The organism is Tepidimonas taiwanensis, assembly GCF_020162115.1.
Classification (GTDB): domain Bacteria; phylum Pseudomonadota; class Gammaproteobacteria; order Burkholderiales; family Burkholderiaceae_C; genus Tepidimonas; species Tepidimonas taiwanensis.
Genome location: NZ_CP083911.1, coordinates 2,638,750 through 2,665,144, shown reverse-complemented (window position 1 = coordinate 2,665,144; position 26,395 = coordinate 2,638,750). Strand labels below are relative to the sequence as shown.

Genomic DNA, 26,395 nt, shown 5'->3' with positions numbered 1-26,395 from the left:
CGGGTGCCCCCGTACCCAGCGTCCCGCGACTTGCAGGGACAATCTGTTTCGAGGATAGTGTGGTCATGCACATGCTCTACAACTCCGACAGCTTCGCGGTGGTCCACATCCTGGCCAACGCCCAGGAGGTGGCGAGCGCGGCCGAGGGCGATGCGCCCCGTCCGGTGCTGCCGCGTCACGGCTTCGAAATCGTGGACAAGCGCTCCGGCAAGGAGGTGTACCTGGACGGCTCCTGGGCCGAGCTGTTCCAGCAGCAAATCGAGTCGTGGCAGCGCGACACGCCGACCCAAGAAGAGGTCGAGGACACGCTGGAACGCTACGCCTCGCTCGCGCAGATGCCGCTGGTGGTGCACTGAGCAGGAGCAGTGCGGTGGCCGCGCGCTGGGCGGCCACCCCTGTCGGCCCGGCGTTGGTCGTCAGTCAAACGGACGGGGCCGCGGCGTCTTTTCGGTGGAAGGCGGCAGGATCGGGAGCTGGAACACCGGCTGCTCCCCCGTCAGCGTCTTGAGAAACGCCACGAGCTGGGCGTTCTCCTCGGGCGTGAATTTTTTACCCAACTGCAGACGCCCCATCACATCCACCGCTTCGGACAACGACCACACGGCCCCATCGTGGAAGTACGGATAGGTCAACTCGACGTTGCGCAGTGCCGGCACTTTGAAGGTAAAGCGGTCGATCTCCTTGCCCGTCACGGCCGAGCGTCCCTCCACCCCCGGCGAAGCGGATTTGTAGGGCGCCACGACGCCCATTTTTTGGAAAGAGTTGCCGCCCAGGTTCGGGCCGTTGTGGCAGGCCACGCAGCCGCTCTCGTTGAAGAGCTTGTAGCCGGCCAGCTCGTCCTTGGTCAGCGCCTGCTTGTTGCCCAGCAGGTATTGGTCGAAGCGCGAGTTGGGCGTGACCAACGTTTTCTCGAACTCCGCGATCGCATCGGTGACCATGTCGATATCGATCTTGTCCTTGCCGTAGATGAGCTTGAACTCCCGGGCATACGCGGGGATCGATTGCAGCACGTCCACGGCCAGCGTGTGCGTAAATGCCATCTCCCCGGGATTGGCGATCGGCCCACCCGCCTGTTCCTTGAGGTCGGCCGCTCGGCCGTCCCAGAACTGGGCGAGGTTGAGGCTGGAGTTGAGCACGGTCGGCGCGTTGATGGGGCCCTTTTGCCAGCGATCCCCGATCGAGGTGCTGATGTTGTCGGTGCCGCCCATGCTCAGGTTGTGACACGAATTACACGAGATGAAGCCCGACTTCGACAGCCGAGGATCGAAGTAGAGCTTTTTGCCCAGCTCGACCTTGCCCAAGTCGATCTGTTTGGGTGGCTGGATGGGGGCATACAGGCGATCGAAAGAGTCACTCTGCGCCACCGCAACCGCACCACCCGCGGCGAGTGCGGCCACGACGGCTGCCATGCGAATACGACGCATCGATCTCGTTGTCATGGTGGGATCCTTTCTCCGATGTTGACCGCAAGGCCGGTGCCCATCCGGCGCGCGGCAAAGACCATGCTAGGCGCATGGTCACCGAAGAATTTGACCCGCATCAAAGATCAGGGATATCCCTGATTGACACGCTGCATCATCAAAATAGCCGCCCCCTATGAAGAATCCCAGGGGCAGCTGCAACAGCGCGCAAAATCGTGCACGCGCTCAGGCTTCCAGCAAGCTACGCAGCATCCACGCCGTCTGTTCGTGCACGGCCAGCCGCTGCGTCAACAAGTCAGCGGTCGGCTCGTCGTGCGCTTGGTCCACCAACGGGAAGAGGCTGCGCGCCGTGCGCGCCACCGTCTCGTGGCCCTGTACGAGCATGCGCACCATTTCCAGCGCCTTGGGAGGCTCGGTCGGCGCATCCGGCACGGCACTCAGGCGCGCAAACTCCGCGTACGACCCTGGCGCGACATGGCCCAGCGCCCGAATGCGCTCGGCAATCGGGTCCACCGCGTTCCACAGCTCCGTGTACTGCTGCATGAACATATCGTGCAGCGTGTTGAACATGGGCCCGGTAACGTTCCAGTGGAAATTGTGCGTGGTGAGGTACAACGTATACGTGTCCGCCAGCAACCGGCTCAGCCCCTGCGCAATCGCTGCGCGATCTTGCGCATCAATGCCGATATCGATATCGGTGCCACCACGCACGGCAGCCAACCGGGAAGACTTTTTGGCCATGACAGACTCCGTCTACAACTACGCCTGATGGAGCCCCATCCTCCATCGCATTACCGGCCCCCATCTTAGCCGTAAAACGGGCCATCTCGCGCGCTTTGACCCCCGCCGCGCGCGCTTCCAGCCCGGCTTAAGCCCGCAGCCACTGTCTTCCCCCGGGAACGGGCGGCATACCCACCGCCACACACCGCGCCTTAGTTGGGAAGCAATGCCGCTGCCCCCGCGCGCAGCGGAGCCACCACGGGTGCCGCCGCGGCCGCGTCGCCCGTGCGGAATTGCGCCACGACCTGCAGCAGCGCCTGCGCCTGGGTATTGAGGCTGGCGGCCGCCGCCGCGGCCTGCTCCACCAGTGCCGCGTTTTGCTGCGTCGTGGTGTCGAGTTGCCCCACGGCAGCGTTGACCTGCGCGATGTTGTCGCTCTGCTCTTGCGCGGCGGCGGTGACCTCGCCGATCATGTCCGCCACGCGCTGGATCGACTGCACGATCTCTTCCATCGTCCGCCCGGCCGCGTCCACCTGGGCGCTGCCGGCCTGCACGCGCTGCACGCTCTCTTCAATGAGCGCTTTGATCTGCTTGGCCGCCTCGGCGCTGCGCTGCGCGAGCGAGCGCACTTCGCCGGCCACGACGGCAAAGCCGCGCCCCGCCTCCCCGGCGCGTGCCGCCTCCACCGCGGCGTTGAGCGCGAGGATGTTGGTCTGAAACGCGATGCCGTCGATGACGTTGGTGATGTCGGCGATTTTCTGGCTGCTGGCCTCGATGCCCTTCATCGACTCCACGGCTTGTGCCACTGTCTGGCCGCCGCTGCGTGCGGCATCGGCCGCCTGGGCGGCGAGCTGGTTGGCGATGCGCGCCGCGTCGGCGCTGTGGCGCACCGCGTCGGTGAGCTGCTGCAGGCTCGCTGACGTCTCTTCGACGCTGGCGGCGGCATTCATTCTCCGTGCGGGCGGAGAGGTCCTGGTTGCCTTGGGCAATCTCGGCGCTGGCGGCCGCCACCTGGTCGGCGCTGGCGCGGATGCGCTCTACCACCCCTCGCAGTTGGTCGCGCATCGCCAGCGCTGCGGCCAACACACTGCCAGCGGCGGCGCTGCGCTCGTGTGGGTCGGCCACCAAATCTTGCTGCGCGATGCGATGCACGATGCGCCCCACTTCCGCGGGCTCTCCGCCCAGTGGCTGCAGCACCCAGCGGCGCACTTGCCACAACAGCGTACCCGCAACGAGCGCAATGCCCAAACAGGCAACGACCGCCGCGGCACCGATCATTCGCCCGACACCCTCGCGCAAATCCGCCTGGGGCACGACGCCGAGCAGTACCCATGTCGCGTTCGTTTGTCCCGGCGTGAACGGCTCGATGACGTACAGGTTCGTCCCCACCGGGAGTTGCGCCGCGCGACCCGCGCGCACCGCCTGAACCACCTCGGGTGGTATCCCAGCTTCTTCAGCCGTTTTGCCGGCCATTCGCTCGTCGGGGTGCGCGACCACCTTACCGCTGCCGCTGACCAGTGTCACCCAGCCCGAACGCAAGAGCGTTGTATGCGCCAACAGTCGCGAAACGTCATCCAGCGGCAAATCGACTGTGGTGATGCCGAGGAAACGCTCACCCTCGAGAATGGGAGCGCTGATGGTGGTCATGAGCACCTGCTTGCCCTCGACAGGATAGAGGTAGGGCTCCATGATGGTTTCGCGCTTTTGGCGGCGCGGCTCCAGGTACCAGTCGCCATCGCCGGGTTTTTCGTAGTCAATCAGCTTTTCCACACCGATGCGCTGGCCCGTCCGATACCACCACGGGATGAGCCGCCCCGTTTCGTCGTGCGCCGCATCGGCGTTGACGAATTCCGCGTCGCGCCCATCGAACGCATTCGGCTCCCACGCGGTCGACGCCCCAATTAGCGTGGGATTGCTCACCAGCGCGCCGCGCACCACCGCGTTCGCCTGCCGCCGATCCGCCAAGCCCTCGCGCCGCATGGTGTCGAGCGCTGCCGCCGCCGCGCGAGCGGTGGCAGCAGCGCGCTCCAGCAGGGTTTTCATCTCGTCGGCGCGGACCTGTACCAAATCGCGCACCTCGCCCAGCCGAGCGCTGCGCAACTGCGTCAGCGCAACCCAGGCCTGTGCGGCGGCACTGATCGCAAAGCCCAAAATCACGACCGTCAAGGTCACGAAAACCAACCGCCGCTGCAGGGTCATGGCCACCTCTATCGAGTTATCGTCGGCACGACAACCCTATCATAAAATGGATGCCATATTTATCATTTGTATTGTTTTGTGCGGCTTATAGGCCAATTGGGGTTCAGGGAAGGCGATGCCGTTGTGCCAACACCACAAAGCGGGCCTGTACCACGGTGCCCAAGACGGCAAAACCCCTCCGGTGTTGACCCGGCTATCATGAAAACCATGCGCGGCCTGTATTACCCGAATCGACGGACGTGGCTGAGCGCGGCCTTGGCCGTGGTGGCGCTACCCGCTCGGCACGTGCGCGCCTCGACGATGGATGCCCGTGCGGGACTGGCTGGCAGTGCATTGCTCCCGTGGGTGCGTGAGTCACTCGCCGTGATCGGCCGGCCGCGCTGGCTGCTGTTGGGCGAGCAGCACGACGCCGACGCGCACCAGGCGCTGCAGGCAGCCGTGGTGCAGGTGCTGGCGGAACAGGGGCGGCTCGCGGCACTGGTGCTCGAGATGGCCGAACGCGGCGTGGACACGCGCGGCCTTGCGCCCGATGCGACGGAAGCGACGGCGCAGGCGGCGCTGCAGTGGAACGATCGCAGCTGGCCGTGGCGGCGCTACGGGCCGGTGGTGATGGCGGCGGTGCGCGCGGGCGTGCCGGTGGTGGGCGGCAACCTGCCACGCGCGGCGCAGCGTGAGGTCATGGGCCAATCGCACTGGGACACGCTGCTGCCACCCCCCGCATACGACACCCTGCTGCGCGCGATCGACGAGGGACACTGCGGGCAATTACCGCGCTCGCAGTGGGGGCCGATGGCGCGCATCCAGCTCGCGCGCGACGACGCGATGGCCGCCACGCTGCTCGACGAAGGGCGGGACGGCGCGACGGTGGTGCTGGTGGCCGGCCAGCAGCACGTGCGACGCGACCGCGGCGTGCCGTTTCACCTGCAGCGGCGTGCGCCCGACCGGGCAGGGGCGCTGCACAGCGTCGCGTTCGTCAGCGCCGGTGAGGCCCCCGCCACCCCGCACGAGATGAGCACCGACGCGGTGTGGCTGACGCCTGCGACGCCGCCGGTCGACCACTGCGCCGCTTTCCGCGGTCGCGCGCCGACCTGAGCGCGCTCACGCCCACTTGGTGAGCGGGCTGGGCGCTGTGCGAGCCAACGCCTCGGCGACGATGTGCAACACGTCCGCGCCGTAGGCCTCGCGCTTCTTGTCACCCAGGCCGGGGATGTCGAGCAGGTCCGACCACTCGCGCGGCAGGCACTCGGCGATCGCACGCAGCGTCGCGTCGTGAAAGATCACGTAGGCCGGCAGGTCGTGCTCGCGCGCCACGCCCGCGCGCCATGCCTTGAGGGCCGCGAGCACCTCGCGCCCGATCAGCGGCAGCCGCGCCTCGCTGCTCACCGCGCGGGCCCGGCGCTCGCTGCGGTCGCGCGCACGCCCACCGCCGTCGGCGGCGACGCGCAGGCGCACCGCCTGCTCGCCGCGCAGGATCGGACGCGCCGCCGCGGTCAGGTGCAGCGTGTGGAACTCCCCCGCCACCTGCACCGCGCCGAGCGCGATGAGCTGGCGCAACAGCCGGCGCCACTGCGTCTCGTCCAGCTCGCGCCCTATGCCATAGGTGGACAGCGCCGCATGGCCGTACTGGCGGATCTTCTCCGTCTCCTGCCCGCGCAGCACGTCGATCACGTGGCCGGCACCGAACGCCGTTCCGCTCTGCTGCAGCCGATAGATACACGACAGCAGCTTGCGCGCCGGCTCGGTCGCGTCCCAGGTCTGCGGCGGTGCCAGGCAGTTGTCGCAGTTGCCGCACGGGGCGCTCGCCTCGCCAAAGTAGGCCAACAATTGCTGGCGGCGGCAGCCGGTGGACTCCGCCAGCGCCAGCAGCGCGTCGAGCTTGCCGCGCAGCACGCGCTTGAACTCGTCGCTGGCGGCGCTCTCGTCGATCAGCCGGCGCTGCTGCACCACGTCCTGCAGCCCGTAGGCCATCCACGCGTTCGCCGGCTCGCCATCACGCCCCGCGCGGCCGGTTTCCTGGTAGTAGCCCTCGATATTTTTCGGCAGGTCCAGGTGGGCGACGAAGCGCACGTCCGGCTTGTCGATGCCCATGCCGAAGGCGATGGTGGCGACGATGATGAGGCCGTCCTCGCGCAGAAAGCGGTCCTGGTGCCGCTGGCGCGTGGCGGCGTCGAGCCCCGCGTGGTAGGGCAGCGCGCGCAAGCCCGCCGCCTGCAGCCGCGCGGCGACGTCCTCCACCTTGCGCCGCGACGCGCAGTAGACGATGCCGCTGTCGTGCCCGCCGGGGCCGCCGTGCTCCTGTTCGATGAAGCGCAGCAACTGCCGCAGGCTGTCGCGCTTTTCGACGATGGTGTAGCGGATGTTGGGCCGGTCGAAGCTGGCGACGAACGTGGCCGCGCCCTCCAGCCGCAGGTGCGCCACGATGTCGGCGCGCGTGAGCGCGTCGGCCGTGGCGGTCAGCGCCACGCGCGGCACGCCGGGAAAGCGCTCGGGCAGCACCGCCAGCTCGCGGTACTCGGGCCGGAAATCGTGCCCCCACTGGCTGACGCAGTGCGCCTCGTCGATGGCGAACAGCGCCAGCCGCCCGGCCTCGAACAGCGCCTGCAGCCGGGCCAAAAAGCGCGGCGTGACGATGCGCTCCGGCGCGGCGTACAACAGGGTGAGCTCGCCGCGCATCAGGCGCTGCTCGACGGCCGCGGCCTGCTCCGCCGTCAGGCTCGAATTCAGGTACGCCGCCTCCACCCCCGCCTCGTGCAGCGCCCCCACCTGGTCGTGCATCAGCGCGATCAGCGGTGAGACGACGATGGTGGTCCCCAGGCCGGCGCGCTGGCGCACGATGGCCGGGATCTGGTAGCACAGCGACTTGCCGCCCCCGGTGGGCATCAGCACCAGCGCGTCGCCACCCGCGCCCACGTGCGTGACGATGTCCGCCTGCTGGCCGCGGAAGGCCGGGTAGCCGAATACCTCAGCCAGCACGGCCCGCGCGTCGGCCAGGGCCTGCTGCGGCGTCAGTGGCTTCACATCTGTTCCCAGGGCAGTCCCTCGTAGCGCCAGCCGTTGCGGCTGGAGCGGTGGAAATGCTCGTCGAGCTCCCCCTCGAACCCGTGCACCACGTGCGCCACGTCGGTAAAGCCCGCCGCCTCCAGCGCCGCGCCGGCGTCCAGCGTGCGCTTACTGCTGCGGCAGATCAGCAGCACCGGGCGGGTCTTGTCGCCGTCGGCTTCGGCCAGCACCCGCGCGACGAACGCGTCCGGATCGGGCGTGAGGTCCGGGTACTCGTACCACGGGATGTTGATCACCCCCGGCGGGCGGCCGACGTAGAGCGACTCGATCTCCATGCGCACGTCGATGAAAAGCGGCGCGCGCTCGGGCGGGTCACCAGCATGCGCCTGCAGCCACTGCCACGCCTCGGTGGGCATCAGGTGTTTCATGGATCGCGTCCCCCGGGGCACTCACGCCGCGGCGCGCAGCAGCCGCGCCGCCTCGCGCGCGAAATAGGTCAGCACCCCGTCGGCACCGGCGCGCTTGAACGCCAGCAGGCTCTCCATCATCACCGCATCGTGGTCCAGCCAGCCGTTGGCGGCGGCGGCCTTGATCATCGCGTACTCGCCGCTGACCTGATAGGCAAAGGTGGGCACCTTGAATTCGTCCTTGACGCGGCGCACCACGTCCAGGTACGGCATCCCCGGCTTGACCATCACCATGTCCGCACCTTCGGCCAGGTCGAGTGCCACCTCGCGCAGCGCCTCGTCGGTGTTGGCCGGGTCCATCTGGTAGACCTTTTTGTCGGCCTTGCCGAGGTTGGCGGCGCTGCCGACCGCGTCGCGGAACGGCCCGTAGAAGCTGCTTGCGTACTTGGCGCTGTAGGCCATGATGCGCGTATGCACGTAGCCGCGCGCCTCCAGCGCCTGACGGATCGCGCCGATGCGCCCGTCCATCATGTCGCTGGGCGCGACGATGTCCACGCCCGCAGCCGCCTGCACCAGCGCCTGCTTGACCAGTACCTCGACGGTGGCGTCGTTGAGGATGTAGCCCGTCTCATCCAGCAGCCCGTCCTGCCCGTGGCTGGTGTAGGGGTCCAGCGCCACGTCGGTCATGATGCCGAGGTTGGGCACCTTGGCCTTGAGCTCGGCCACCACACGCGGCACCAGTCCGTCCGGGTTCCATGCCTCGCGCCCGTCCGGGGTCTTGAGCGCCGGATCGATGACCGGAAACAGCGCCATCACCGGAATGCCCAGCTCCACGCACTCCTGCGCCACCGGCAGCAGCAGGTCGAGGCTGAGCCGCTCCACGCCGGGCATCGACGCCACCGGCTCGCGCCGGCCGCGCCCGTCGAGCACGAAGACGGGGTAGATCAGGTCGTGCACCGTCAAGTGGTGCTCGCGCACCAGGTTGCGGGTGAACACGTCGCGGCGCAGGCGGCGCGGCCGCGACAGCGGATAGGGGGCCGGGTGGCCCGCGGTGGGGGTGATCGCATCCATGGTCGTTATTGTGGCCCGTCGGCGGCTCGACTACACTGGAGTGGATCGCATCACCGGCATCGCAAGCCGCTTCAATGGGCCAACAACCCACGCTGGCAGGCACTGCGCACAGCCATGACGGAGCCCTCTGCACCCCACGCGCCGCCATCCCCAGCCCTCGCGCAGCGGCCGCTTCAAGGCCTCGCTGCGCCGGATGCATCTCTGTTGATCGAGGCCTGGGCGGAACTGGCCAACGCCATCACCGCGCAAGCGGTCGATACGGTGGATCACCTGCTGCGCGGACTGGAGCTGCTCCAACAACGGGGGCGTTTGTCCGCGGCAGAGGTCGAGATCCTGGCCCGGCCGGCCTTGTGCCTGAAGCGCGGCGGCATGCAGAGTCAGCAGATTGCGCGGCTGCTGCGCGGACAGGTTCGACAAACCCACGAAAAAATCGATCTCGCCGACGTGACGGCGGCGGCACTGGCCGAGCGCTGCGAAACGCTGGCCGCGCTGGGCATCACGGTCGAGCAGCAGCTCTCGGCTGCCCCGGTCCTCGTCGACCCCACGCTGGCGTATGGCCTGGTGCAAGCGCTGCTGGATTGGGCCATCCAACACGGTTCGCATGTGGATATCGCGGTGGCTCCTATCGACTGCTTGACCGGTGATCCCAGCGCCACCGCGGTCTCATCGAGCACCACCATGTACCGCGGTGCCCGTTTGACGCTGAGCGTCCGGGCCGGTACGGTCGAAAGCGCAGCCAACCCGCCGCCGGCCCACAGCATGCCGTGGTTGCTCGCGCAACGGCTGGCCGACACCGATGGTGCCATCGAGCTGCGGCAAGACGCCGCAGCGGCTCAGCTTCGGGCTCAGGTGACTTTCGTGCGGGCCATCGAGCCGTCATCGCCGCCTTCGGTGCCCCCGGCCTGATGGTCCCTCGCTGGCACACCGAAGACACACCGCGTCAGTCTTGCGCACGCGCGCACTGCGCGCACACACACGCTCGCCCGCGCGCCGCAGGTGGCACCCGCTTCAGCACGGCCTCACTGAACGTCATGTGCGTGCACCAACACGGTGGCTGGGGCCGGCCCGGCCCGTCTCACGCTCGTGAACCATCGCGCATCCATTGGGGCCGCCACACAGAGGACAACGAGCGGCATCCATCGCTGCTGACCCGACAGCCAACTCAGCACTCGCACCCACCACTGCCGCTGCCGTCGGGAAGCGCCGATGCGCTGTGTGCGTGGCGCTGTCCGCCGTGTCCATCGCAATATCTCCTCACACCCCATGAAACGAACCTTGCGTGCAACACACGCCGCCGCGGCACCGCCAGCGACGCGCCAGGGGTAACGCCCGTGCCATGCAACGCCCGCCTCCCCGGCCGTTCCCTTGGCATTGCCGCTGCTGAACAACGTAAAGATAATCGAAACACCGGCACATCATCCTTCGCATCATGACGCACCCCACGATGCCAGCCCCCGCCGACGGGGACGTGGCATCCCAACTGGCACGGGATATCGACGCTGCCATCGCGCAGCACCTGGCATGGACACACCGCGTCCTGCGCTGTGCGCTGCTGCACCAGACGCCGCCCGGCGACATCTGCGCCGACAATGCGCACGAGCAATGTGAACTGGGAAAATGGCTGGCGCATGCGCCCGCGCCGTTGCAGCTGCACAACGCTGAGCTGCTCAACGAAATCCGCCGCGAACACATGGCCATGCACGCGGCGGTCGCCGGTCTGTGGGCTGCCGGCGCGCGCACCGACCCGAACCGTGTGCAGCAGGCGCTGAGCGGCTTCGAACGTCACCAACGCCATCTGGTCAGTGCGCTGGAGCGGCTCAAAACGGCGGTGCTGTCCAATCTGCTGACATGTGACCCGCTCACCCAGCTGCCGCTGCGTCACCGCTTGCCTGAGCAGTTCGGCGCCCTGCGCGCGCAAGCCAACCGCCGTGGCGAAGCGGTGTATGCGTTGCTGCTGGATTTGGATCACTTCAAGGCCATCAACGACACCCACGGGCATGCAGCGGGCGACGCTGTGTTGCGCGAAGTGGCGCAGCGCCTGCGGGCGTGCACGCGCCAGGGCGAGCCGCTGCTGCGCTACGGCGGCGAGGAGTTTTTGTTGCTTTTTACCGCCACGGATCGGGCCCACGCCCACCGAACGGCCGATCGCATGCTCGCCGCCGTCTCCGGCCAACCTGTGCGCTACCAGGGCGAGGAAATTGCCGTATCCGCCAGCGCCGGGCTCGCACGCCACCACGACGAGACGGGCAAGTCACTGGAAAACCTGCTGCAACGCAGTGACGAGGCACTGTACCGGGCCAAGCGTGCTGGGCGGCGTCGCTGGATGGAAAGCGAAATCGCCCGCCCAGGCCGCTGCGACCAAGCACGCCCGCCCCGGCAGGGGCGGGCCCCGTCGGTAACAGCCTAGCCGCGCGCGGCCTTGACCTTCTGCCGCCAGGCGTGCAGCAGCGGCTCGGTGTAGCCGCTGGGCTGCTCCTTGCCCTTGAAGACGAGGTCCAGTGCCGCCTGGAACGCCATGCTCTGCGCGAAGTTCGGCGCCATCGGGCGGTAGTTGGGGTCACCCGCGTTTTGCTGGTCGACCTTGGCCGCCATGCGCTCGAAGGTGGCGCGCACCTGCTCGGCCGTGACGACGCCGTGGTGCAGCCAGTTGGCCACGTGCTGGCTGCTGATGCGCAGCGTCGCACGGTCTTCCATCAGGCCGACATCGTTGATGTCCGGCACCTTGGAGCAGCCCACGCCCTGGTCCACCCAGCGCACCACGTAGCCCAGGATGCCCTGGATGTTGTTGTCCAGCTCCTGCTGCTTCTCGGCGTCGCTCCAGTTCGGGTTGGGGCTGACGGGCACGGTCAGCAGGCCAGCGAGCAGCGTGTCGCGCTCGGCGTCGGCGTCGATCTTTTCCAGCTCCTGCTGGATGGCGAACACGTCCACCTGGTGGTAGTGCAGCGCGTGCAGCGTCGCCGCGGTGGGGCTCGGCACCCAGGCGGTGTTGGCACCGGCCTTCGGGTGCGCGATCTTTTGCTCCAGCATCGCCGCCATCAGGTCCGGCATGGCCCACATACCCTTGCCGATCTGCGCGCGGCCGCGCAGCCCGCACTTGAGGCCCACGAGCACGTTGTTGCGCTCGTACGCCTGGATCCAGGCGCTGCTCTTCATGTCGTTCTTGCGGATCATCGGGCCGGCGAGCATCGCGGTGTGGATCTCGTCGCCGGTGCGGTCCAGGAACCCGGTGTTGATGAACGCCACGCGGCTGCTGGCGGCGGCGATGCAGGCCTTGAGGTTGACGCTGGTGCGGCGCTCCTCGTCCATGATGCCGAGCTTGACCGTGCTGTCGGGCAGGCCGAGCATCTGCTCCACGCGGCTGAACAGCTCGGCGGCGAACGCCACCTCGCGCGGGCCGTGCATCTTGGGCTTGACGATGTAGATGCTGCCGGTGCGGCTGTTGCGGATTGGCTCGCCGCTGGGCAGCTTGCCGTGGCCCTGCAGGTCGTGCAGCGCGATCGTCGTCGTCACGACGGCGTCCATGATGCCTTCCGGGATCTCGCGCACCGTGCCGTCGGCGTCGGTGTAGAGGATGGCCGGGTTGGTCATCAAGTGGCCGACGTTGCGCACGAACAGCAGCGAGCGCCCGGGCAACACCACCTCACCCCGGCCGTCCGGCGCGGTGTAGCGGCGGTCGCCGTGCAGCCCGCGCGTCATCGTGCGGCCGCCCTTGTCGAACGACTCGGTCAGCCACCCCTGCAGAATGCCCAGCCAGTTGCGGTAGCCGAGCACCTTGTCTTCGGCGTCCACCGCGGCGACCGAGTCCTCCAGATCGAGGATGGTGGACAGCGCCGCCTCCACCACGACGTCGCACACGCCGGCCGGGTCGGTGGCGCCGATCGGGTGCGCGCGGTCGATGCGGATGTCCAGGTGCAGGCCGTGGTGGCGCAGCAGCACCGACGACGGCGCCGCGGCGTCCCCCTGATAGCCGACGAACTGCACCGGGTCTCGCAACCCGGTCACCGCCCCGTCGCGCAGCGTCACGCGCAGCGCACCGCCCTCCACGGCGTAACGGGTGGCGTCGGCGTGCGAACCCTGTGCCAGCGGCGCGGCCTGATCCAGCACGTTGCGCGCGTAGGCGATGACTTTGGCGCCGCGCTTCTCGTTATAGCCCGGGCCTTTCTCGCAGCCGTCGGCCTCGGGGATTGCATCCGTCCCGTAGAGCGCGTCGTAGAGGCTGCCCCAGCGCGCGTTGGCCGCGTTGAGCGCGTAGCGCGCGTTGAGGATGGGCACGACCAGCTGCGGCCCGGCCTGCGTGGCCAGTTCCGCGTCCACGTTGGCCGTGGTCACGCGCACGTCACCCGGCGGCGGCACGAGGTAGCCGATCGTTTCCAGAAACTGCCGGTACGCCGCCGGGTTACGGATCGGTCCCGGGTTGGCGCTGTGCCACTTGTCCAGCTCGGCCTGCAGGCGGTCGCGCTCGGCCAGCAGCGCGCGGTTCTTCGGCGCCAGGTCCGCCACGATGGCGTCGAAGCCGCTCCAGAAACGCGCGCTGTCGATACCGGTGCCGGGCAGCACCTGATCCTCGATGAAACGGTACAGCACCTCGGCCACCTGCAGGCGGCCCACCGTGATGCGCGAAGTCGTCATGATCCCGATTGCTCCAGATAAATCACTTTCCGCCCCGGGGAGCCGGAACGGCATAGGTCCGAGCGTGTGACTGTAGGGGAAAACCCGCCGGCGATCGACCCCCTGCCCCGGGCAACAGCCATGACTTTTTGTTGAATAATCGTCCGCATGGACCGGCTCCGGGCGATGGAAACCTTCGTGGCCGTCGCGCAGCGCGGCAGCCTGGCCGCCGCCGCCCGCGCCGAAGGGGTCGTGCCCGCCATCATCGCCCGACGCCTCGACGCGCTGGAGGAGCACCTCGGCGTCAAGCTGCTGGTGCGCACGACGCGGCGCCTGACCCTCACGCCCGAAGGCAGCGCGTTTCTGGAAGACTGCCAGCGGCTGCTCGCCGAACTCGCGCAGGCCGAAGCCAACGTCAGCGCCGGCGGCAGCGCCGTGCGCGGCCACCTGCGCATCACCGCCCCGGCCGGCTTTGGCCGGCGGCACGTCGCGCCGCTGGTGCCCGCCTTTCGCGCGCGGTATCCGGAAATCACGGTCTCGCTCAACCTCAGCGATCGCGTCGTCGACCTCATCGCCGAAGGCTACGACTGCGCGGTGCGCGTCGGCGACCTGCCGGATTCGTCGCTGGTGAGCGTGCGGCTGGCCGACAACCGCCGCCGCGTCGTCGCCGCGCCGTCCTACCTGCAGCGCCGCGGCGTGCCACGCCACCCACACGACCTGCTGCAACACGACTGCCTGGTGCTGTCGTCGGACGCGTCACAAACGCGCGGCTGGGCCTTCAGCGTGCCCGCCGAAGCGGGCCAGCGCCAGCTGCTGCACGTGCGCCCGCGCGGCCCGCTGGACTGCACCGACGGGCAGGTGCTGTACGAATGGTGCCTCGCGGGCCTGGGGCTGGCATGGCGCAGCACGTGGGAGGTGCAAGCCGACCTCGACGCCGGGCGGCTCGTCGCCGTGCTGGACGACTACGCCGCCCCGCCGAACGGCATCTACGCCGTCTTTCCCAGCGCCCGCCACCTGCCGCGCCGTGTGCGCGCGTGGGTGGACTTCCTGAAGGAGCACTATGGACAGCCGGGGTTTTGGGGGCTGCGCGAAGGGGCAGCCCCATCCGGCGGGTGATTCGGTCCTCCGTGGCGGTGTCGGCAGACCACCACCTTGCCACCGCTGACGGCAGGACCCTCCATCACCCTTCCTCCCAGGGGTTGATGACCGTCAGGCCAACGGTGCGAAAGGGTCGGACGTCGCGGGTGGCAACGATCAATCCGTGGGTCAACGCCACTGCCGCGATACAGACATCGGCCGTCGCGATGGCGCAGCCCGCCTCGCGCGCCGCCGCCAACACCCGGGCATAGGCGCTGGTACACGCCAGGTCAAACGGCAACACACGCCCGGCAAAAGAGGGCAGCAGCTGCGTTTCCACGGCGTCGTGCAGCTGAGCGCGGCGCCGCCCCACCGGCAGCAGCGCCACGCCCGCGCGCAACTCGGCCACCGTCATCACCGACAAATGAAGCGTCTCGAGCGGTTGTTGGTCGAGCCAGTCGATGACGCGGGTTGCTGGCGTCGGCCGCAGCGGCTCGGACACCACGTTGGTGTCGAGCAAGATCATTCAAAGCTCGCGGCACGGGCCGGCGTCTGATCGCGCGCGCTCTGCAGAACGCGAAATTCTTCCTCCGTCAGCCCCACCTGACGACCAGCGGCGGCCAGCAGGGATCCGAGCTTCAAGCGGTTGGATGGACGAACCGCCGCCTCCAGGATGGCGCGCATCTCCGCCTCCGCGCTGCGCCCGTGCTGCGCGGCGCGCACCCGAATCGCGCGGTGCACCTCGTCCGGCACATGGCGAATCGTTACGGAGGGCATGTCAAGCGAAACTCCAGCATGCTGCAGATGCTTGCATTCTACCGACTTGACAGCAACCGTGCACCAAGGAAGCGCCTGCTCCCTGCCGTGACTGTCATCCCGGAACGTCGGCCACCAGGAGCGTCGCCCCGCGCCCCGCGCGGGCCAGCACTTCGCCGTTGGGGCCGACGAGCGTGCTGTAGCCACCGTAGTAGGTGCTGCCCTCCGCCCCGCAGGCGTTGGCGTACGCGATGGCGACACGCTGCTCGGCCGCCAGGCGCGGCACGGTCAGCAGCGGGGCGTCGTCGTAGGGCAGCATGTTGGCCGTGGGCACGAGGATCAGCCGTGCGCCCTGTTGCGCCAGCGCCCGCACCGCCGCGGGCTGCTCGACGTCGTAGCAGATGAGCAGGCCGATGCGCTGCCCTTCCCAGTCGAACGGTGGCGCGACCGCATCCCCGGGCGTGAAGCGCTCGGCGTCCGCCGCGCCGAAGAGGTGCACCTTGCGGTGCACGGCCAGGCGTGTCCCGTCCGGGCCGATCGCTTGCACGGCGTTGTACGGCTTGCCATCTTCCGGGTGACGCTCCGGCCAGCCGTAGGCGATGCCGATACCGCGCGAGCGGGCGATGGCGGCCACGGCCTGTGCGAGCGGCCCGTCGGCCGCCTCGGCCAGCGCGGCCAGCCGCGCGGGGTCGATCAGGTAGCCGGTGAGCGCCATCTCCGGCGTGACCAGCCAGCGCGCCCCCTGCGCGGCCGCGTCACGCGCGGCGGCGTCCAGCCGTTGCAGAGCGGCGGCGGTGTCGCCGGGGGATGGGTGTTCGGTTTGCCACAGCGCAATGCGCATATGCGGTCGGGTCCTCCTGTCGTTCGCTCCAGCGCCCGTGCGGCGCGGCGTCAGTCCGGCAGCGCCACCGGGCCGATGTGCGGATAGTAATCGCCCGGGCCGGGGTTGTCCGGATGGCTCGCGCCGCCCAAGTGGCGCACGATGCCCCACACGGCGTTGAGCGCCGTCTGCACCGCCCCCTCGACCCACGCCGGCGTGAACGAGATATCGTCACCGGCGAGGAAGATGCCGCGCTCCCGCTCGGGCAGCGCGTCCTGCATGAAGTGCCCGTACATGCGGTGGTTGTAGCGGTAATGCCCGGGCAGCGCGCCCTTGAACGCCCCGAGGAAGTGCGGATCGGCCTCCCACGAGATGGTGATCGGGTCGCCGATGATGTGGCTCGCGATATCGACGTCCGGATAGATCTTGCGCAGCGCGTCCAGCGCGAGCTGCACGCGCTTGGTGCTGTCGTACGGCAGCATCTTGAGCGCGTCGCTCATCCACGCGTAGGACAGACAAATCACGCCGGGCTTGTCCGGCCCGTTGTCGAACAGATAGGTGCCGCGCGTGAGGCGGTCGGTCAGCGTCATGCCCATCACCGGCCAGCCGTTGTCGCGCAGGTCGTTCCAGAACGGCCGGTCCACCATCACGAAGGTCTTGGACGACTGCATGTAGCGCGTGCGGTCCAGCGCCATCCAGAGTTTTTGCGAGAACAGCGACTCCTCGCACGCGATCTGCGTGGTCAGCAGCCAGCTCTGGCACGTCACGAGCACGGCGTCGTAACGCCGGGTCGTGCCCCAAGCGTCGGTGACCTCCAGCTGGCCGTTGCCGGCACGTTGGATGGCGCGCACGCCCGGGCGGGGCGCCCCGTGGTGCAATTTGGCGAGCGTCGTGCCGCTGGGCCAATGCACGAGGCGCTGCGGCGCGTGGTGCCACAGGCCCATCGGCACCTGCTGCACACCACCGACGATGTAGTGCTGGTTTTCGTCGCAGCCGGTCAGCACCACGCGCAGGATTTCCAGCATCGAGTTCGGGAAGTCCGAATCCCACCCGCCGGTGCCAAAGCCCACCTGGCCAAAGACCTCCCGGTGGTGGAAGCTCAGGCGCTGAAAGGCGCTGGACTGCGAGACGAAGTCGTAGAACGTGCGGTCGTCCCAGCGCGACACCAATGCGTTCCACAGCGCCTTGACGCGCTCGACGTCGCGCTGGCGCATCGCGGTTTGCAGCTCGGTAAAGCCCGCGCCCTCTTCCAACGCGTCGGCCCAGGCCTGCGCCACCTCGCGAAACAGCGGCGGCAAGTCCTCGATCGTGCGCGCCCAGTGCGTGCGGCCCTCCAAGTCGATGACGGTGCAGTTGGCTGCCGGCGTCAACGGGTTGGGAAACGGCCGGCTCTGCAGGCCCAACAGGTTGACGTAGTGATAAAAGCCCGTCGACGACAGCGGAAAGCGCATACCGCCCAGCTCCGCGATCGCGCCGTGGCCGCCCTCGAACGGTTGTGAGCGCAGCCGGCCACCCATGCGCGCCGCCTCGTACACGACGGGCTTCAAGCCGAGCTTCATCAGCTCGTACGCGGCGGTCAGGCCGGCCATGCCGGCACCGACGACCGCGACCTCGGTACCGTGGCGGCTGGCCGGCAGTTCCCCGAGGCCAGCCGGGTGCACCAGCCATTCGTCATAGGCGAACGGGAAATCCGGGCCGAACACGGTGATCGGCGCATCGGGAGCACGGCGCGCGGGCGCGCGCAGCGTGGGGGTAGTCGTCATAGGGGGTCTCCTTTCTGTCGTGGGTGGAAAAGGCGGCGTGGGGGCTCCAGCGCGCCGGGCCACATCAGTCGAACAAGCTGACAATCAACGCGGCGGCCGTGCCCCACATCATCAGCGCGACCAGGCCGTCGAGTGCCCGCCAGACGCGCAGCGAATTGAGCCGCCGCCCGAGCCAGAACGCCGCGCCGCCGAGGACCAGGAACCACAGCACCGAACCGGTCGCCGCGCCCAGACCGAACACCGGCTGCTGGGCACCCCAGGCCAGTGAAGCCGTACCGATCAGCACTGCGGTGTCCAGCCACGCGTGCGGGTTCAACCACGAAAACGCCAGCGCGGCCAACACCGCCTGCCGGCGCGTGACGGGCTGGGCGTCCGCCGCGCCCACCGCCGGCATGTCCGCCGCGGCGGGCCCGTACCAGAAGCGCTGCGCCGCGCGCCAGCCATAGACGAGGAGGAAGAGCACCCCCGCGCCGACCAGCGCGCCGTGCAGCTTGTCCGACAGGCCGCCCAGTTGGGCGAGCCCCGCCACGCCCAGCGTGATCAGCACGATGTCCGCGACAGCGCAGGTCAGAACGGTCAGCCACAGGTGGCGGCGCTGCAGCCCGGTGCGGATCACGTGCGCGTTTTGCGGCCCGATGGCCATGATCAGCGACAGGCTCGTCATCAGGCCGGCGGTGAAGCTGGGAGCAGCAACGCCAGCAAAACCAGTACTCCAGATCCAGACACTCATGGGCAATCCTCACTCGCGACCACCGAGGCCTGCCCCCGGCGCGTCATAGCCCAAGTGTGCCGTGCCGCGCTGCTACCTATAAAGGTTTTTAAACGCTTCTTGCTTTATTCAATTTTTACTCAACAACCTCCCGGCCAAGCAGCCCACGCGATGCCCTCGTGAGTTGGGGTGCATTTTTCTAGCGCGACCATGTATTCGAGCGCGCCCATGTACCCAGCCAAGCAGCGGTACCTCGGCCGTTTGCCCGCCGGTTGGTCACAGTTTCGTCATATTTACGCTTTACAGTGGTTCGGTTCCGTGCGATGATTTTCTACGCGCGGCTCCTTTTCGTTTCTTACCCGCAGGAGGTTTTTCTCATGAACGCGAAACGCCAAACGCTGCGCTGGCTGGCCTCACTGACCGCGGCCGCCAGTCTGTTGCCCGTCCAGGGCTTGGCCAACGACAAAGTGTTGCGCTTGCTGACGTGGGCCGATTACGCGCCCAAAGAAGTCATCGAGCAATTCACCCGCGAGACCGGCATCAAGGTGGAAGTCACTTTGTCCAACAACGAAGAAATGATCGCGAAGCTTCGTGCCACGGGTGGGGCGGGCTTCGATCTCGTGCAGCCGAGCCAGGACCGTATCGTTGGTCCGCAAATGGAGTTCGGCATTTACAAGCCGCTGGATTTGTCCAAGATCCACACCGACCGCTTCATTCCTTCGATGCTCGAGGCCACGAAGAAGAACACCACCGTGGCCGGCAAGGTCTATGCGGTGCCGCACATCTGGGGTACCGACGGACTGGTGGTCAACACCAAGTCAGCACCCAACGTGCGCGACTACCCCGACCTGTGCCGCCCGGAGTACGCGGGCAAGGTGTCGATGCGACTGAAGCGACCGACACTGATCGCGTTTGCTTTTGCGTCGGGCAAAGACCCGTTTGCCCTCTACAACGACTCCAAGGCCTACACAGCGCTGATGGAAGAGGTGGGGCAAACCTTGATGGCGTGCAAGAAAAACGTCAAATATTTTTTTGACAACAAGGATCAGCTGCTTGCGGGCATACGCTCCGGCGAGCTGACGGCGGCGATGATGTGGGACACCGGCGGCTGGTCGCTCAATCGCACCAACCCAGACATACGCTTCATCGCCCCACAATCCGGTGCGCTGGGGTGGGTCGACACTTTCGCCATCCCCGCCAAAGGCCGCAATGACGAGGCAGCCTACGCGTGGATCAATTTCAATTTGCGCCCCGACATTGCCGCCAAGGTGGTCAAATCCGTTGGCAATTTTACAGCCGTCAAGGGCGGCGACGCCGACGTCGATCCGGTGCTCAGACGTCAATTCCAGGAGAGCTTCCCCGAAACGGCGCTCAAAAATATCAAGTGGTATCCGCCCGTGCCCGCCGGCTTGGAAGAAATTGAAGGGCGCATTCTGGATCGCATCAAGGCGGCCCGTTGACGTGTCATGAACAGCGGGGCGTCCACTGCACCCGCGTTTGACCTGGAAGTGTGCGCCGTGGCCAAGCGCTACGGCGCGTTCACGGCTGTCGACGGCGTGAGTTTTCAGGTCGCGCATGGGTCTTTTTTTTCGATTCTGGGGCCGTCGGGCTGCGGCAAGACCACGCTGCTGCGCATGATCGCCGGCTTCACAGAGCCCGACGATGGCGACATCCGGATCCAAGGGCGCTCGATGCGCGGCATCCCGCCGAACCGTCGTCCGACGCATATGGTGTTTCAACACCTTGCGCTCTTTCCGATGATGAGCGTGGGCGAGAACGTGGCGTACGGGCTGCGACGCCGCGGCCTGTCGCACGCGCAGGCGCTGCAGCGCGCACGCGCGATGCTGGCCCGGGTGGGGCTGCCGGGCAGCGAGAACAAGCGCATCGAGCAGCTCTCGGGCGGGCAAAAGCAGCGCGTCGCACTGGCACGCGCACTGGTTCTGGAGCCTGCGCTGCTGTTGTTGGACGAGCCGCTTGGGGCGCTGGACTTGAAGCTGCGCGAACACATGAAGCTGGAGCTCAAGCAGCTCCAGGCCGCTGTGGGAACGACGTTTGTCTACATCACCCACGATCAAAGCGAGGCGCTGGTCATGTCGGATCAAGTCGCGGTCATGAACCGCGGGCGCTTCGAGCAGGTCGGCTCTCCCGAGGCGCTGTATTTTGAGCCGCGCACGGCCTTCGTGGCGGGGTTCGTGGGGCACAACAACCGGCTGGCCGGGCACGTTGCAGATGTGCGCAGCGACGCGGTGCTGTTGGATCATCCCAGCGGCTGGCAAGCGTGGGCGCGGCCGATGCAGCCGATGGCCGCGGGCACCCCGGCGTGGCTGTTCGTGCGCCCCGAAGTCATCGAGCTGCTGCGCCAGCCCCCCACCGACCGCCCCGCATGGCCCGTGCAGGTATTGGCCGTGCTGTTCGATGGCGGCAACACCACGGTGCACGTACAGCACACGCCCAGCGGCGCATCACTGCGGGTGGCGCTACCGCTGGCCGGACAGTGGTCCGATGTGCGCCCGGGACAATCGTTGTTCGTCGCGTGGCGCGCGGAACTCGCCTGGGCATTCCCCCGCACCGAGGAGGACGACCACGCATGAACAAGGCTGTCGGGCGGGCCCTGGGTTTGGGCTGGCTGCTGGCCCCGGTGTTGGTGTGGTTGCTGGGCCTGCTGGTACTGCCCCACATGGAGCTGCTGTGGCTGTCGCTGCAAGAGCGCGTTGGCCCCGGTGAATACGCGTGGAGCCTGCGGCAATACCGCACCTTTGTCGAAGAGCCGCTGTACTGGCACACGTATGTACGGACGGCGGTGATGTCGGCGCTCGCCACCGCCTTGACGTTGTTGCTGGCGTTCCCTGTGGCATGGGTGATAGCCAAACTCGTGCCATCGCGCCGCAAAGCGGCGTGGATGCTGCTGGTGCTGATGCCGTTTTGGGTCAGTGAGCTGGTGCGCACCCTGGGATGGCTGATTTTGCTGCGACACGGCGGCGTCATTTCGTATGTGCTGCAGCATTGGGGGTGGACGTCGGAGCCCGTCGAGCTGCTGTATCGCGATGCCACGGTGCTGCTAGGCCTGGTGTACGGCTCGCTGCTGTTCATGGTCGTGCCGCTCGTGCACAGCCTCGAGACGCTCGACGACAGCCTGGTCGAGGCCGCCTACGACTTGGGGGCACGCCACTGGGAGGTGCTGTGGCACGTCGTGCTGCCCCATGCCGCGCCGGGGATCACCGCCGGCTGCATCGTGGTCTTCATGCTGTGCGTCGGCAATTATTTGACGCCGGTGCTTTTGGGAGGCAAAGACGCGCTGTGGTTTACCGAGATGGTGTACACGCAGTTCATCAGCCGCTTCAACTGGCACCAGGGCGCGGCGTTTGGTTTCTTGCTGTTGATCCTTTCGACCGGGTTGGTGTGGCTGGGACTGCGGCTCACTGGCCAGCGCCTCGATCACGTCATGAAAGCCAGCTGAGATGATTGCGACGCTGCCCCAAGGCCGTTGGCTGCGACGGGTCTTGACCGCTTATGCGGTGGTGTTTTTTGCTTTTTTGTTTTTGCCGCTTGGGGTGGTGGCGGTTTTTGCTTTCCATGACGCCGCGCATCCCTCGCCGCCTTGGATGGGGTGGACGCTGCAGTGGTTTGTTGGCCAGAGCGAGGCGCGCGTGGGGTTGCTGCACGATGCGGCGCTGCTGCGCTCATTGGCCGTGAGCACCTGGGTGGCCACGTGGGTGGCGCTGCTGTCGGTGGTGGTGGGCACCTGTAACGCATGGCTGCTGGAGCGCGCATGCTTTCCCGGCAAACCGTTGCTGGTGTTGCTGACCTTGGCGCCGCTGGTCATCCCGGGCGTGGTGCTGGGCATTTCGATTTTGGCGTTCGCCAGCCGTGTGGCCAACGGCTTGGAGGCCTGGCTGGGCTGGGAAGTGTCGTGGCTGCGCCCCGGGTTGCCATTGGTCGTGCTGGGCCAATTCAGCTATATCGCAACGATCGCGACGTTGACAATCGCCGCGCGGTTGCGCCGCATCGACCCCGGCTGGGAGGATGCCGCACTCGATCTGGGTGCAACGCGCTGGCAGGTTTGGTGGACGATCGTCTTTCCGTACTTGCGCCCTGCCATGGTAGGGGCGGCCGCCATGGCGTTTGTGATGTCGTTCGAAAATTTCAACACCACGCTGATGCTGGTGGGCTCCGAGCCCCCCCTGACGATTTTGATGTATGGGCGCATGCGCGAGGGTTCGACACCCGTGCTCAACGCGGTGAGCGTGTTGCTCATGCTAGGCTCGGCGTTGGTGGCCTTGATCCTGTACTGGCGCAGCCGCCGCGCGACGGGTTAAGCTGCGCGGCATGCTCGATGCGCGACAACTCGAAGCCCTGGCCGCCGTGGTGGAGCACGGTAGCTTCTCCGCCGCCGCGCAGGCGCTGTCACTCACCGTGGCGGCCGTCTCGCTGCGGGTCAAAGCGCTGGAGGCGCACCTGGGGCAGCGCCTCGTGGTGCGCGGCAAGACCGTGCGCGCCACGCCGGCGGGGCAGGCGCTGCTCGCGCACGTCAAGCAGGTGCAGCTGATGGAGGCGGACTTGCTGGAGCGCCTCGCGGGCGGCTCGGGGCAGCGCTGGCAGAGCGTGCCGGTGGCGATCAACGCCGACTCCGCGGCGGCGTGGTTCTTGCCGGGGGTGGCGCCGCTGCTGGCGCGCCAGCGGCTGCTGCTGGACCTGACCATCGACGACCAGGACCACACGCACGAGCTGCTGAAAAACGGCACCGTGATCGGCTGCGTGACCACGCGCGCCGACCCGATGCGCGGCTGCGTGGCCGATCCGTTGGGCGTGATGCGCTACCGTTGCGTGGCCGCGCCGGCGGTGGCGGCGCGCGCGCGCACCGCGCACGGGCGCGTCACCCCGCACCGGCTGCTTGCGCTACCCGCGGTGATCTTCAACCGCAAGGACGCGCTGCAGGACGCATGGCTGGCGCAGCATTTCGGGCTGCGCAACGCCCGCTATCCGCGCCACTTCACCCCGGCGGTGGACGCCTTCGAGCGCGCCATCGAGCTGGGGTTGGGCTGGGGCATGGTGCCGGAGCTGCACCTGGCGCAGCGGCAAGGGCGCGCCCCGCTGGAGGAGGTGTTGCCCGGCGCGGTGGTGGACGTGGCGCTGTACTGGCAGCACTGGGAGCGCGAGCCCCCGACCGTGCAGCGCCTGACGCGCGCCATTCGCGAGGCGGCACGCGCGTGCCTGATCCCGCTGGCCTGAACGCCACACGACCCCGACGGGCCGCACGGGTATTGGCGCGGCGCTAGCATCCCGCGCATTGACATCCCGCTGTTTCCATGGATTCGCTGACGCAAATGGCCCTTGGTGCCGCCGTCACCGTCGCGGTGATGGGGCGGCACACGGCCGCGTGGAAAGCCGCCGCGTGGGGTGCGGTGGTCGGCACACTGCCGGATCTGGATGCCCTGATTGACCACGGGGATGCGGTGCTGGACATGGTACGCCACCGGGCCGAAACGCACGCGCTGCCCATCCAGACCGCGGCCTCGGTGCCGATCGCGTGGGCCATCGCGCGCCTGCAGCGCGAACCGCTGGGCCGCTGGTGGTGGGCCGTGTGGCTGACGCTCATCACCCATGCGCTGCTGGACGCGTTCACCGTTTACGGGACGCAGCTATGGCAGCCCTTCACCGACGAGGCCTACGGACTCGGCAGCCTCTTCATCATCGACCCGCTGTACACGCTGCCGCTGGTGGTGGGGGTGCTCGCGGCGGTCCTGAGCCGACAGCGCGCGGGCTGGAACACCGCGGGACTGGTGCTCTCCAGCGTGTACCTCGCGTGGAGTGTGGGCGCGCAGCAATGGGCCACACGGCAAGCCGAGCGCGATTTGGCCGCGCGCAGCGTCACCCCGGAGCGACTGCTCGTCACCGCCGCGCCGCTGACGACGCTGCTGTGGCGCGTCGTCGCGGTGGAGGGGCCGCACTACCACGAGGGCTACGTCGGCCTGCTCGACGGCGGGCGGCCGATCCGCTTCGAACGCCACGACCGAGGCGGTGCGCTGCTGGCGCAATACGCCGATCACCCGCAGGTACAGCGCATCGCGCGCTTTTCCGACGGGCTCTACCGCCTGCGCGCGCTCGAGGGACGGCTGCACCTGACCGACCTGCGCATGGGACAGGAGCCCGCGTACGTGTTCGATTTCGACATCGGCCCACTGACCGCCGCCGGTGACGCGCCGCCCGCCACCCGGGTCGGCTCGCGTGTGGCGTTCGCCGACGGGTGGCCGTGGCTGCGCGAGCGCGTGATCGGGGCCGATCTGCCCCCGCTGAACCGCTGGCTGCAAGCGCGGCGTGCGAACGACTCGGCCGTGACGGCCGTCGAGAAACCCGCTGCCGCGACCGCAACGGCGGTTGCCGAATCCGTGACCCTCCCGCCTCCATCGAATCGACCATGACCACCGCCCGCAATGTGCTGGGCGGCCCCTTGCGGGCCTGCTCGTACGACCCGTTGACCGGCTACTTCCGCGACGGCTGCTGCCACACCGCGGCACACGACGTCGGCTCGCACGTCATCTGCGCCAAGGTGACGGCGGAATTCCTGGCGTTTTCGCTGCAGCGCGGCAACGACCTCGTCACGCCGCGCCCGGAATGGCGTTTCCCGGGGCTCAAACCCGGCGATCGCTGGTGCCTGTGCGCGCTGCGCTGGAAGGAGGCGCTCGACGCCGGCGTCGCGCCACCGGTCATCCTGGAGAGCTGCCACGAACGGGCACTGGCCTACGTCTCGCTGGACGATTTGCGCGCCCACGCCTGGTCGCCGACGCGGACGTGAGCGCGGCATCGCCGCGGCAGCGCGCACCCCTGCCACAATCCGGGCCATGAACCCGACGATTCCCGACGCGCCGCCGGCGGGCGACAGCGCGATTCGCCGCCCCACGCTGCACGGCACCTGGCCGGAGATGACTTACGCCGGCGTGCTGAGCTTCATGCGCCGCACCTACACGCGCGACCTCTCGGGCGCGGACGTGGTGGTCAGCGGTGTGCCGCTGGATATCGCCACGACGTTTCGGCCCGGGGCGCGCCTGGGCCCGGCTGCGATCCGCGCCGCCAGCGTCCAGCTCGCCGAACTGAAGCCCTTCCCGTGGGGGTTCGACCCGTTCGACACGCTCGCGGTGGTGGACGCGGGGGACTGCTGGCTCGACCCGCATAACCCGCACACCGTGCCTGGCGCCATCCGCGACCACGCGCGGCGCATCCTGGCCAGCGGCGCGCGCATGCTCACCTTCGGTGGCGACCACTACATCACCTACCCGCTGCTGCAGGCGCACGCGGAGCGCTACGGCGCGCCGCTGGCGCTGATCCATTTCGATGCGCACTGCGACACCTGGCCCGACGACAACCCGGACTCGCTCAACCACGGCACGATGTTTTACAAGGCGGTGCGCGAGGGGCTGATCGACCCGGCGCACTCGGTGCAAATCGGCATCCGCACGTGGAACGACGATTTCATGGGACTGCACGTGCTCGATGCGCCCACCGTGCACGCGCGCGGGGTCGACTGGGCGCTGCAGCAGGTGCTGGCCATCGTCGGGGACCGCCCGGCGTACCTGACGTTCGACATCGACTGCCTGGACCCGGCGCACGCCCCCGGGACCGGTACGCCGGTGGCCGGGGGCCTGAGCAGCGCGCAGGCGCTGCACCTCGTGCGCGGGCTGGTGCCGGTGAACCTGGTCGGGATGGACGTGGTCGAGGTCTCGCCGCCGTACGACCACGCGGAGATCACGGCGCTGGCCGCAGCGCACGTGGCGTGCGACCTGTTGTGCGTGCTGGCGGCGCAGCGCGGCGCGCGGCGCTACTGATCCGGCACGAAGCAGTTTCGTCTC

Annotated in this window: 26 protein-coding genes and 1 pseudogene; 13 read left to right on the top strand and 14 right to left on the bottom strand. The window is 68.2% G+C overall.

Going from position 1 to position 26,395, the window contains the following annotated elements; genetic code table 11:
* Positions 1–65: 65 nt before the first annotated feature.
* Positions 66–356, top strand: coding sequence for a BTH_I0359 family protein (locus tag LCC91_RS12580; protein ID WP_043700183.1), 291 nt, complete (start codon positions 66–68; stop codon positions 354–356).
* 60 nt (positions 357–416) lie between these two features.
* Here LCC91_RS12580 and LCC91_RS12575 read toward each other — a convergent pair whose 3' ends face one another.
* The 4 genes and pseudogenes from LCC91_RS12575 to LCC91_RS13950 form a co-directional block, all read right to left on the bottom strand.
* Complete coding sequence (locus LCC91_RS12575; RefSeq protein ID WP_224440954.1) at positions 417–1,439, bottom strand: cytochrome-c peroxidase; 1,023 nt, start codon at positions 1,437–1,439, stop codon at positions 417–419.
* A 207-nt stretch (positions 1,440–1,646) separates the two neighbouring features.
* Positions 1,647–2,162 (bottom strand): Dps family protein, encoded by a 516-nt coding sequence (locus LCC91_RS12570; RefSeq protein ID WP_043700177.1) that lies wholly within the window; start codon positions 2,160–2,162, stop codon positions 1,647–1,649.
* Positions 2,163–2,353: 191 nt separating this feature from the next.
* The gene (locus LCC91_RS12565) at positions 2,354–3,091 is read right to left on the bottom strand and encodes a methyl-accepting chemotaxis protein (protein ID WP_143897874.1); all 738 of its coding nucleotides are present in this window, start codon (positions 3,089–3,091) and stop codon (positions 2,354–2,356) included.
* 676 nt (positions 3,092–3,767) lie between these two features.
* Positions 3,768–4,121: pseudogene (locus LCC91_RS13950) on the bottom strand (cache domain-containing protein); the annotation flags it as partial.
* Between the two features lie 417 nt (positions 4,122–4,538).
* Between LCC91_RS13950 and LCC91_RS12555 the strand changes: the two are divergent.
* Entirely contained in the window at positions 4,539–5,432 is an 894-nt protein-coding gene (locus tag LCC91_RS12555) for a ChaN family lipoprotein (protein ID WP_052231496.1), read from the top strand.
* A gap of 6 nt (positions 5,433–5,438) precedes the next feature.
* Here the strand turns inward: LCC91_RS12555 and recQ are convergent, their stop codons facing one another.
* The 3 genes from recQ to hemB are packed head-to-tail and all read right to left on the bottom strand — an operon-like array spanning position 5,439 to position 8,818.
* On the bottom strand, positions 5,439–7,358 hold the full coding sequence (gene recQ, locus LCC91_RS12550; protein ID WP_224440953.1) for a DNA helicase RecQ: 1,920 nt from the start codon (positions 7,356–7,358) through the stop codon (positions 5,439–5,441).
* Positions 7,355–7,768 (bottom strand): rhodanese-like domain-containing protein, encoded by a 414-nt coding sequence (locus LCC91_RS12545; RefSeq protein ID WP_143897870.1) that lies wholly within the window; start codon positions 7,766–7,768, stop codon positions 7,355–7,357. Before LCC91_RS12545 ends, recQ begins: the two co-directional genes overlap by 4 nt.
* Before the next feature lie 21 nt (positions 7,769–7,789).
* Positions 7,790–8,818: a porphobilinogen synthase gene (hemB, locus tag LCC91_RS12540; protein WP_043700173.1), complete on the bottom strand. Its 1,029-nt coding sequence runs from the start codon at positions 8,816–8,818 to the stop codon at positions 7,790–7,792.
* Between the two features lie 204 nt (positions 8,819–9,022).
* On the opposite strand from hemB, the gene LCC91_RS12535 reads away from it, so the two are divergent.
* Positions 9,023–9,724: a hypothetical protein gene (locus tag LCC91_RS12535; RefSeq protein WP_043700171.1), complete on the top strand. Its 702-nt coding sequence runs from the start codon at positions 9,023–9,025 to the stop codon at positions 9,722–9,724.
* 34 nt (positions 9,725–9,758) lie between these two features.
* Here the strand turns inward: LCC91_RS12535 and LCC91_RS12530 are convergent, their stop codons facing one another.
* The gene (locus LCC91_RS12530) at positions 9,759–9,851 is read right to left on the bottom strand and encodes a hypothetical protein (RefSeq protein ID WP_224440952.1); all 93 of its coding nucleotides are present in this window, start codon (positions 9,849–9,851) and stop codon (positions 9,759–9,761) included.
* Positions 9,852–10,262: 411 nt separating this feature from the next.
* On the opposite strand from LCC91_RS12530, the gene LCC91_RS12525 reads away from it, so the two are divergent.
* Complete coding sequence (locus LCC91_RS12525; protein WP_224440951.1) at positions 10,263–11,225, top strand: diguanylate cyclase domain-containing protein; 963 nt, start codon at positions 10,263–10,265, stop codon at positions 11,223–11,225.
* Here the strand turns inward: LCC91_RS12525 and LCC91_RS12520 are convergent.
* Positions 11,222–13,447, bottom strand: coding sequence for a malate synthase G (locus LCC91_RS12520; protein WP_043700169.1), 2,226 nt, complete (start codon positions 13,445–13,447; stop codon positions 11,222–11,224). The genes LCC91_RS12525 and LCC91_RS12520 overlap by 4 nt on opposite strands.
* Before the next feature lie 147 nt (positions 13,448–13,594).
* On the opposite strand from LCC91_RS12520, the gene LCC91_RS12515 reads away from it, so the two are divergent.
* A complete protein-coding gene (locus tag LCC91_RS12515; protein WP_043700167.1) occupies positions 13,595–14,542 on the top strand; it encodes a LysR family transcriptional regulator in 948 nt (315 codons plus the stop codon).
* Positions 14,543–14,606: 64 nt separating this feature from the next.
* On the opposite strand, the gene LCC91_RS12510 is transcribed toward LCC91_RS12515, so the two are convergent.
* The 5 genes from LCC91_RS12510 to LCC91_RS12490 all read right to left on the bottom strand — a co-directional run bounded on the left by LCC91_RS12510 (position 14,607) and on the right by LCC91_RS12490 (position 18,572).
* Entirely contained in the window at positions 14,607–15,029 is a 423-nt protein-coding gene (locus LCC91_RS12510) for a type II toxin-antitoxin system VapC family toxin (protein ID WP_043700163.1), read from the bottom strand.
* On the bottom strand, positions 15,026–15,280 hold the full coding sequence (locus LCC91_RS12505) for a FitA-like ribbon-helix-helix domain-containing protein (protein WP_043700160.1): 255 nt from the start codon (positions 15,278–15,280) through the stop codon (positions 15,026–15,028). Before LCC91_RS12505 ends, LCC91_RS12510 begins: the two co-directional genes overlap by 4 nt.
* A 94-nt stretch (positions 15,281–15,374) precedes the next feature.
* Positions 15,375–16,100 (bottom strand): nitrilase-related carbon-nitrogen hydrolase, encoded by a 726-nt coding sequence (locus LCC91_RS12500; RefSeq protein WP_043700333.1) that lies wholly within the window; start codon positions 16,098–16,100, stop codon positions 15,375–15,377.
* 50 nt (positions 16,101–16,150) lie between these two features.
* On the bottom strand, positions 16,151–17,842 hold the full coding sequence (locus LCC91_RS12495; protein WP_052231494.1) for a flavin monoamine oxidase family protein: 1,692 nt from the start codon (positions 17,840–17,842) through the stop codon (positions 16,151–16,153).
* Positions 17,843–17,906: 64 nt separating this feature from the next.
* Positions 17,907–18,572: a LysE/ArgO family amino acid transporter gene (locus LCC91_RS12490; RefSeq protein ID WP_052231493.1), complete on the bottom strand. Its 666-nt coding sequence runs from the start codon at positions 18,570–18,572 to the stop codon at positions 17,907–17,909.
* A gap of 356 nt (positions 18,573–18,928) precedes the next feature.
* Between LCC91_RS12490 and LCC91_RS12485 the strand changes: the two genes are divergently transcribed.
* The 8 genes from LCC91_RS12485 (at position 18,929) to speB (ending at position 26,371) form a co-directional block, all read left to right on the top strand.
* On the top strand, positions 18,929–20,011 hold the full coding sequence (locus LCC91_RS12485; protein WP_043700326.1) for an extracellular solute-binding protein: 1,083 nt from the start codon (positions 18,929–18,931) through the stop codon (positions 20,009–20,011).
* Between the two features lie 57 nt (positions 20,012–20,068).
* A complete protein-coding gene (locus LCC91_RS12480; RefSeq protein WP_224440950.1) occupies positions 20,069–21,142 on the top strand; it encodes an ABC transporter ATP-binding protein in 1,074 nt (357 codons plus the stop codon).
* Positions 21,139–22,008: an ABC transporter permease gene (locus LCC91_RS12475; RefSeq protein WP_043700154.1), complete on the top strand. Its 870-nt coding sequence runs from the start codon at positions 21,139–21,141 to the stop codon at positions 22,006–22,008. Before LCC91_RS12480 ends, LCC91_RS12475 begins: the two co-directional genes overlap by 4 nt.
* 1 nt (position 22,009) lies before the next feature.
* The gene (locus LCC91_RS12470; RefSeq protein WP_043700152.1) at positions 22,010–22,867 is read left to right on the top strand and encodes an ABC transporter permease; all 858 of its coding nucleotides are present in this window, start codon (positions 22,010–22,012) and stop codon (positions 22,865–22,867) included.
* Positions 22,868–22,877: 10 nt separating this feature from the next.
* Positions 22,878–23,780: an HTH-type transcriptional regulator ArgP gene (gene argP / locus LCC91_RS12465; protein ID WP_143897866.1), complete on the top strand. Its 903-nt coding sequence runs from the start codon at positions 22,878–22,880 to the stop codon at positions 23,778–23,780.
* Positions 23,781–23,857: 77 nt separating this feature from the next.
* On the top strand, positions 23,858–24,970 hold the full coding sequence (locus tag LCC91_RS12460) for a metal-dependent hydrolase (protein ID WP_143897864.1): 1,113 nt from the start codon (positions 23,858–23,860) through the stop codon (positions 24,968–24,970).
* A complete protein-coding gene (locus LCC91_RS12455; protein ID WP_043700148.1) occupies positions 24,967–25,344 on the top strand; it encodes a DUF2237 family protein in 378 nt (125 codons plus the stop codon). Before LCC91_RS12460 ends, LCC91_RS12455 begins: the two co-directional genes overlap by 4 nt.
* 46 nt (positions 25,345–25,390) lie before the next feature.
* Positions 25,391–26,371: an agmatinase gene (speB, locus tag LCC91_RS12450; RefSeq protein ID WP_043700145.1), complete on the top strand. Its 981-nt coding sequence runs from the start codon at positions 25,391–25,393 to the stop codon at positions 26,369–26,371.
* The last annotated feature ends 24 nt before the right edge of the window (positions 26,372–26,395 follow it).

Bases quoted from the DNA above. Each gene is read 5' to 3' on its own strand.
- LCC91_RS12580 (WP_043700183.1), top strand. From the start codon at position 66: ATGCACATGCTCTACAACTCCGACAGCTTCGCGGTGGTCCACATCCTG.
- LCC91_RS12575 (WP_224440954.1), bottom strand. From the start codon at position 1,439: ATGACAACGAGATCGATGCGTCGTATTCGCATGGCAGCCGTCGTGGCC.
- LCC91_RS12570 (WP_043700177.1), bottom strand. From the start codon at position 2,162: ATGGCCAAAAAGTCTTCCCGGTTGGCTGCCGTGCGTGGTGGCACCGAT.
- LCC91_RS12565 (WP_143897874.1), bottom strand. From the start codon at position 3,091: ATGAATGCCGCCGCCAGCGTCGAAGAGACGTCAGCGAGCCTGCAGCAG.
- LCC91_RS12555 (WP_052231496.1), top strand. From the start codon at position 4,539: ATGAAAACCATGCGCGGCCTGTATTACCCGAATCGACGGACGTGGCTG.
- LCC91_RS12545 (WP_143897870.1), bottom strand. From the start codon at position 7,768: ATGAAACACCTGATGCCCACCGAGGCGTGGCAGTGGCTGCAGGCGCAT.
- hemB (WP_043700173.1), bottom strand. From the start codon at position 8,818: ATGGATGCGATCACCCCCACCGCGGGCCACCCGGCCCCCTATCCGCTG.
- LCC91_RS12530 (WP_224440952.1), bottom strand. From the start codon at position 9,851: ATGACGTTCAGTGAGGCCGTGCTGAAGCGGGTGCCACCTGCGGCGCGC.
- LCC91_RS12525 (WP_224440951.1), top strand. From the start codon at position 10,263: ATGCCAGCCCCCGCCGACGGGGACGTGGCATCCCAACTGGCACGGGAT.
- LCC91_RS12520 (WP_043700169.1), bottom strand. From the start codon at position 13,447: ATGACGACTTCGCGCATCACGGTGGGCCGCCTGCAGGTGGCCGAGGTG.
- LCC91_RS12515 (WP_043700167.1), top strand. From the start codon at position 13,595: ATGGACCGGCTCCGGGCGATGGAAACCTTCGTGGCCGTCGCGCAGCGC.
- LCC91_RS12510 (WP_043700163.1), bottom strand. From the start codon at position 15,029: ATGATCTTGCTCGACACCAACGTGGTGTCCGAGCCGCTGCGGCCGACG.
- LCC91_RS12505 (WP_043700160.1), bottom strand. From the start codon at position 15,280: ATGCCCTCCGTAACGATTCGCCATGTGCCGGACGAGGTGCACCGCGCG.
- LCC91_RS12500 (WP_043700333.1), bottom strand. From the start codon at position 16,100: ATGCGCATTGCGCTGTGGCAAACCGAACACCCATCCCCCGGCGACACC.
- LCC91_RS12495 (WP_052231494.1), bottom strand. From the start codon at position 17,842: ATGACGACTACCCCCACGCTGCGCGCGCCCGCGCGCCGTGCTCCCGAT.
- LCC91_RS12490 (WP_052231493.1), bottom strand. From the start codon at position 18,572: ATGAGTGTCTGGATCTGGAGTACTGGTTTTGCTGGCGTTGCTGCTCCC.
- LCC91_RS12485 (WP_043700326.1), top strand. From the start codon at position 18,929: ATGAACGCGAAACGCCAAACGCTGCGCTGGCTGGCCTCACTGACCGCG.
- LCC91_RS12475 (WP_043700154.1), top strand. From the start codon at position 21,139: ATGAACAAGGCTGTCGGGCGGGCCCTGGGTTTGGGCTGGCTGCTGGCC.
- LCC91_RS12470 (WP_043700152.1), top strand. From the start codon at position 22,010: ATGATTGCGACGCTGCCCCAAGGCCGTTGGCTGCGACGGGTCTTGACC.
- argP (WP_143897866.1), top strand. From the start codon at position 22,878: ATGCTCGATGCGCGACAACTCGAAGCCCTGGCCGCCGTGGTGGAGCAC.
- LCC91_RS12460 (WP_143897864.1), top strand. From the start codon at position 23,858: ATGGATTCGCTGACGCAAATGGCCCTTGGTGCCGCCGTCACCGTCGCG.
- LCC91_RS12455 (WP_043700148.1), top strand. From the start codon at position 24,967: ATGACCACCGCCCGCAATGTGCTGGGCGGCCCCTTGCGGGCCTGCTCG.
- speB (WP_043700145.1), top strand. From the start codon at position 25,391: ATGAACCCGACGATTCCCGACGCGCCGCCGGCGGGCGACAGCGCGATT.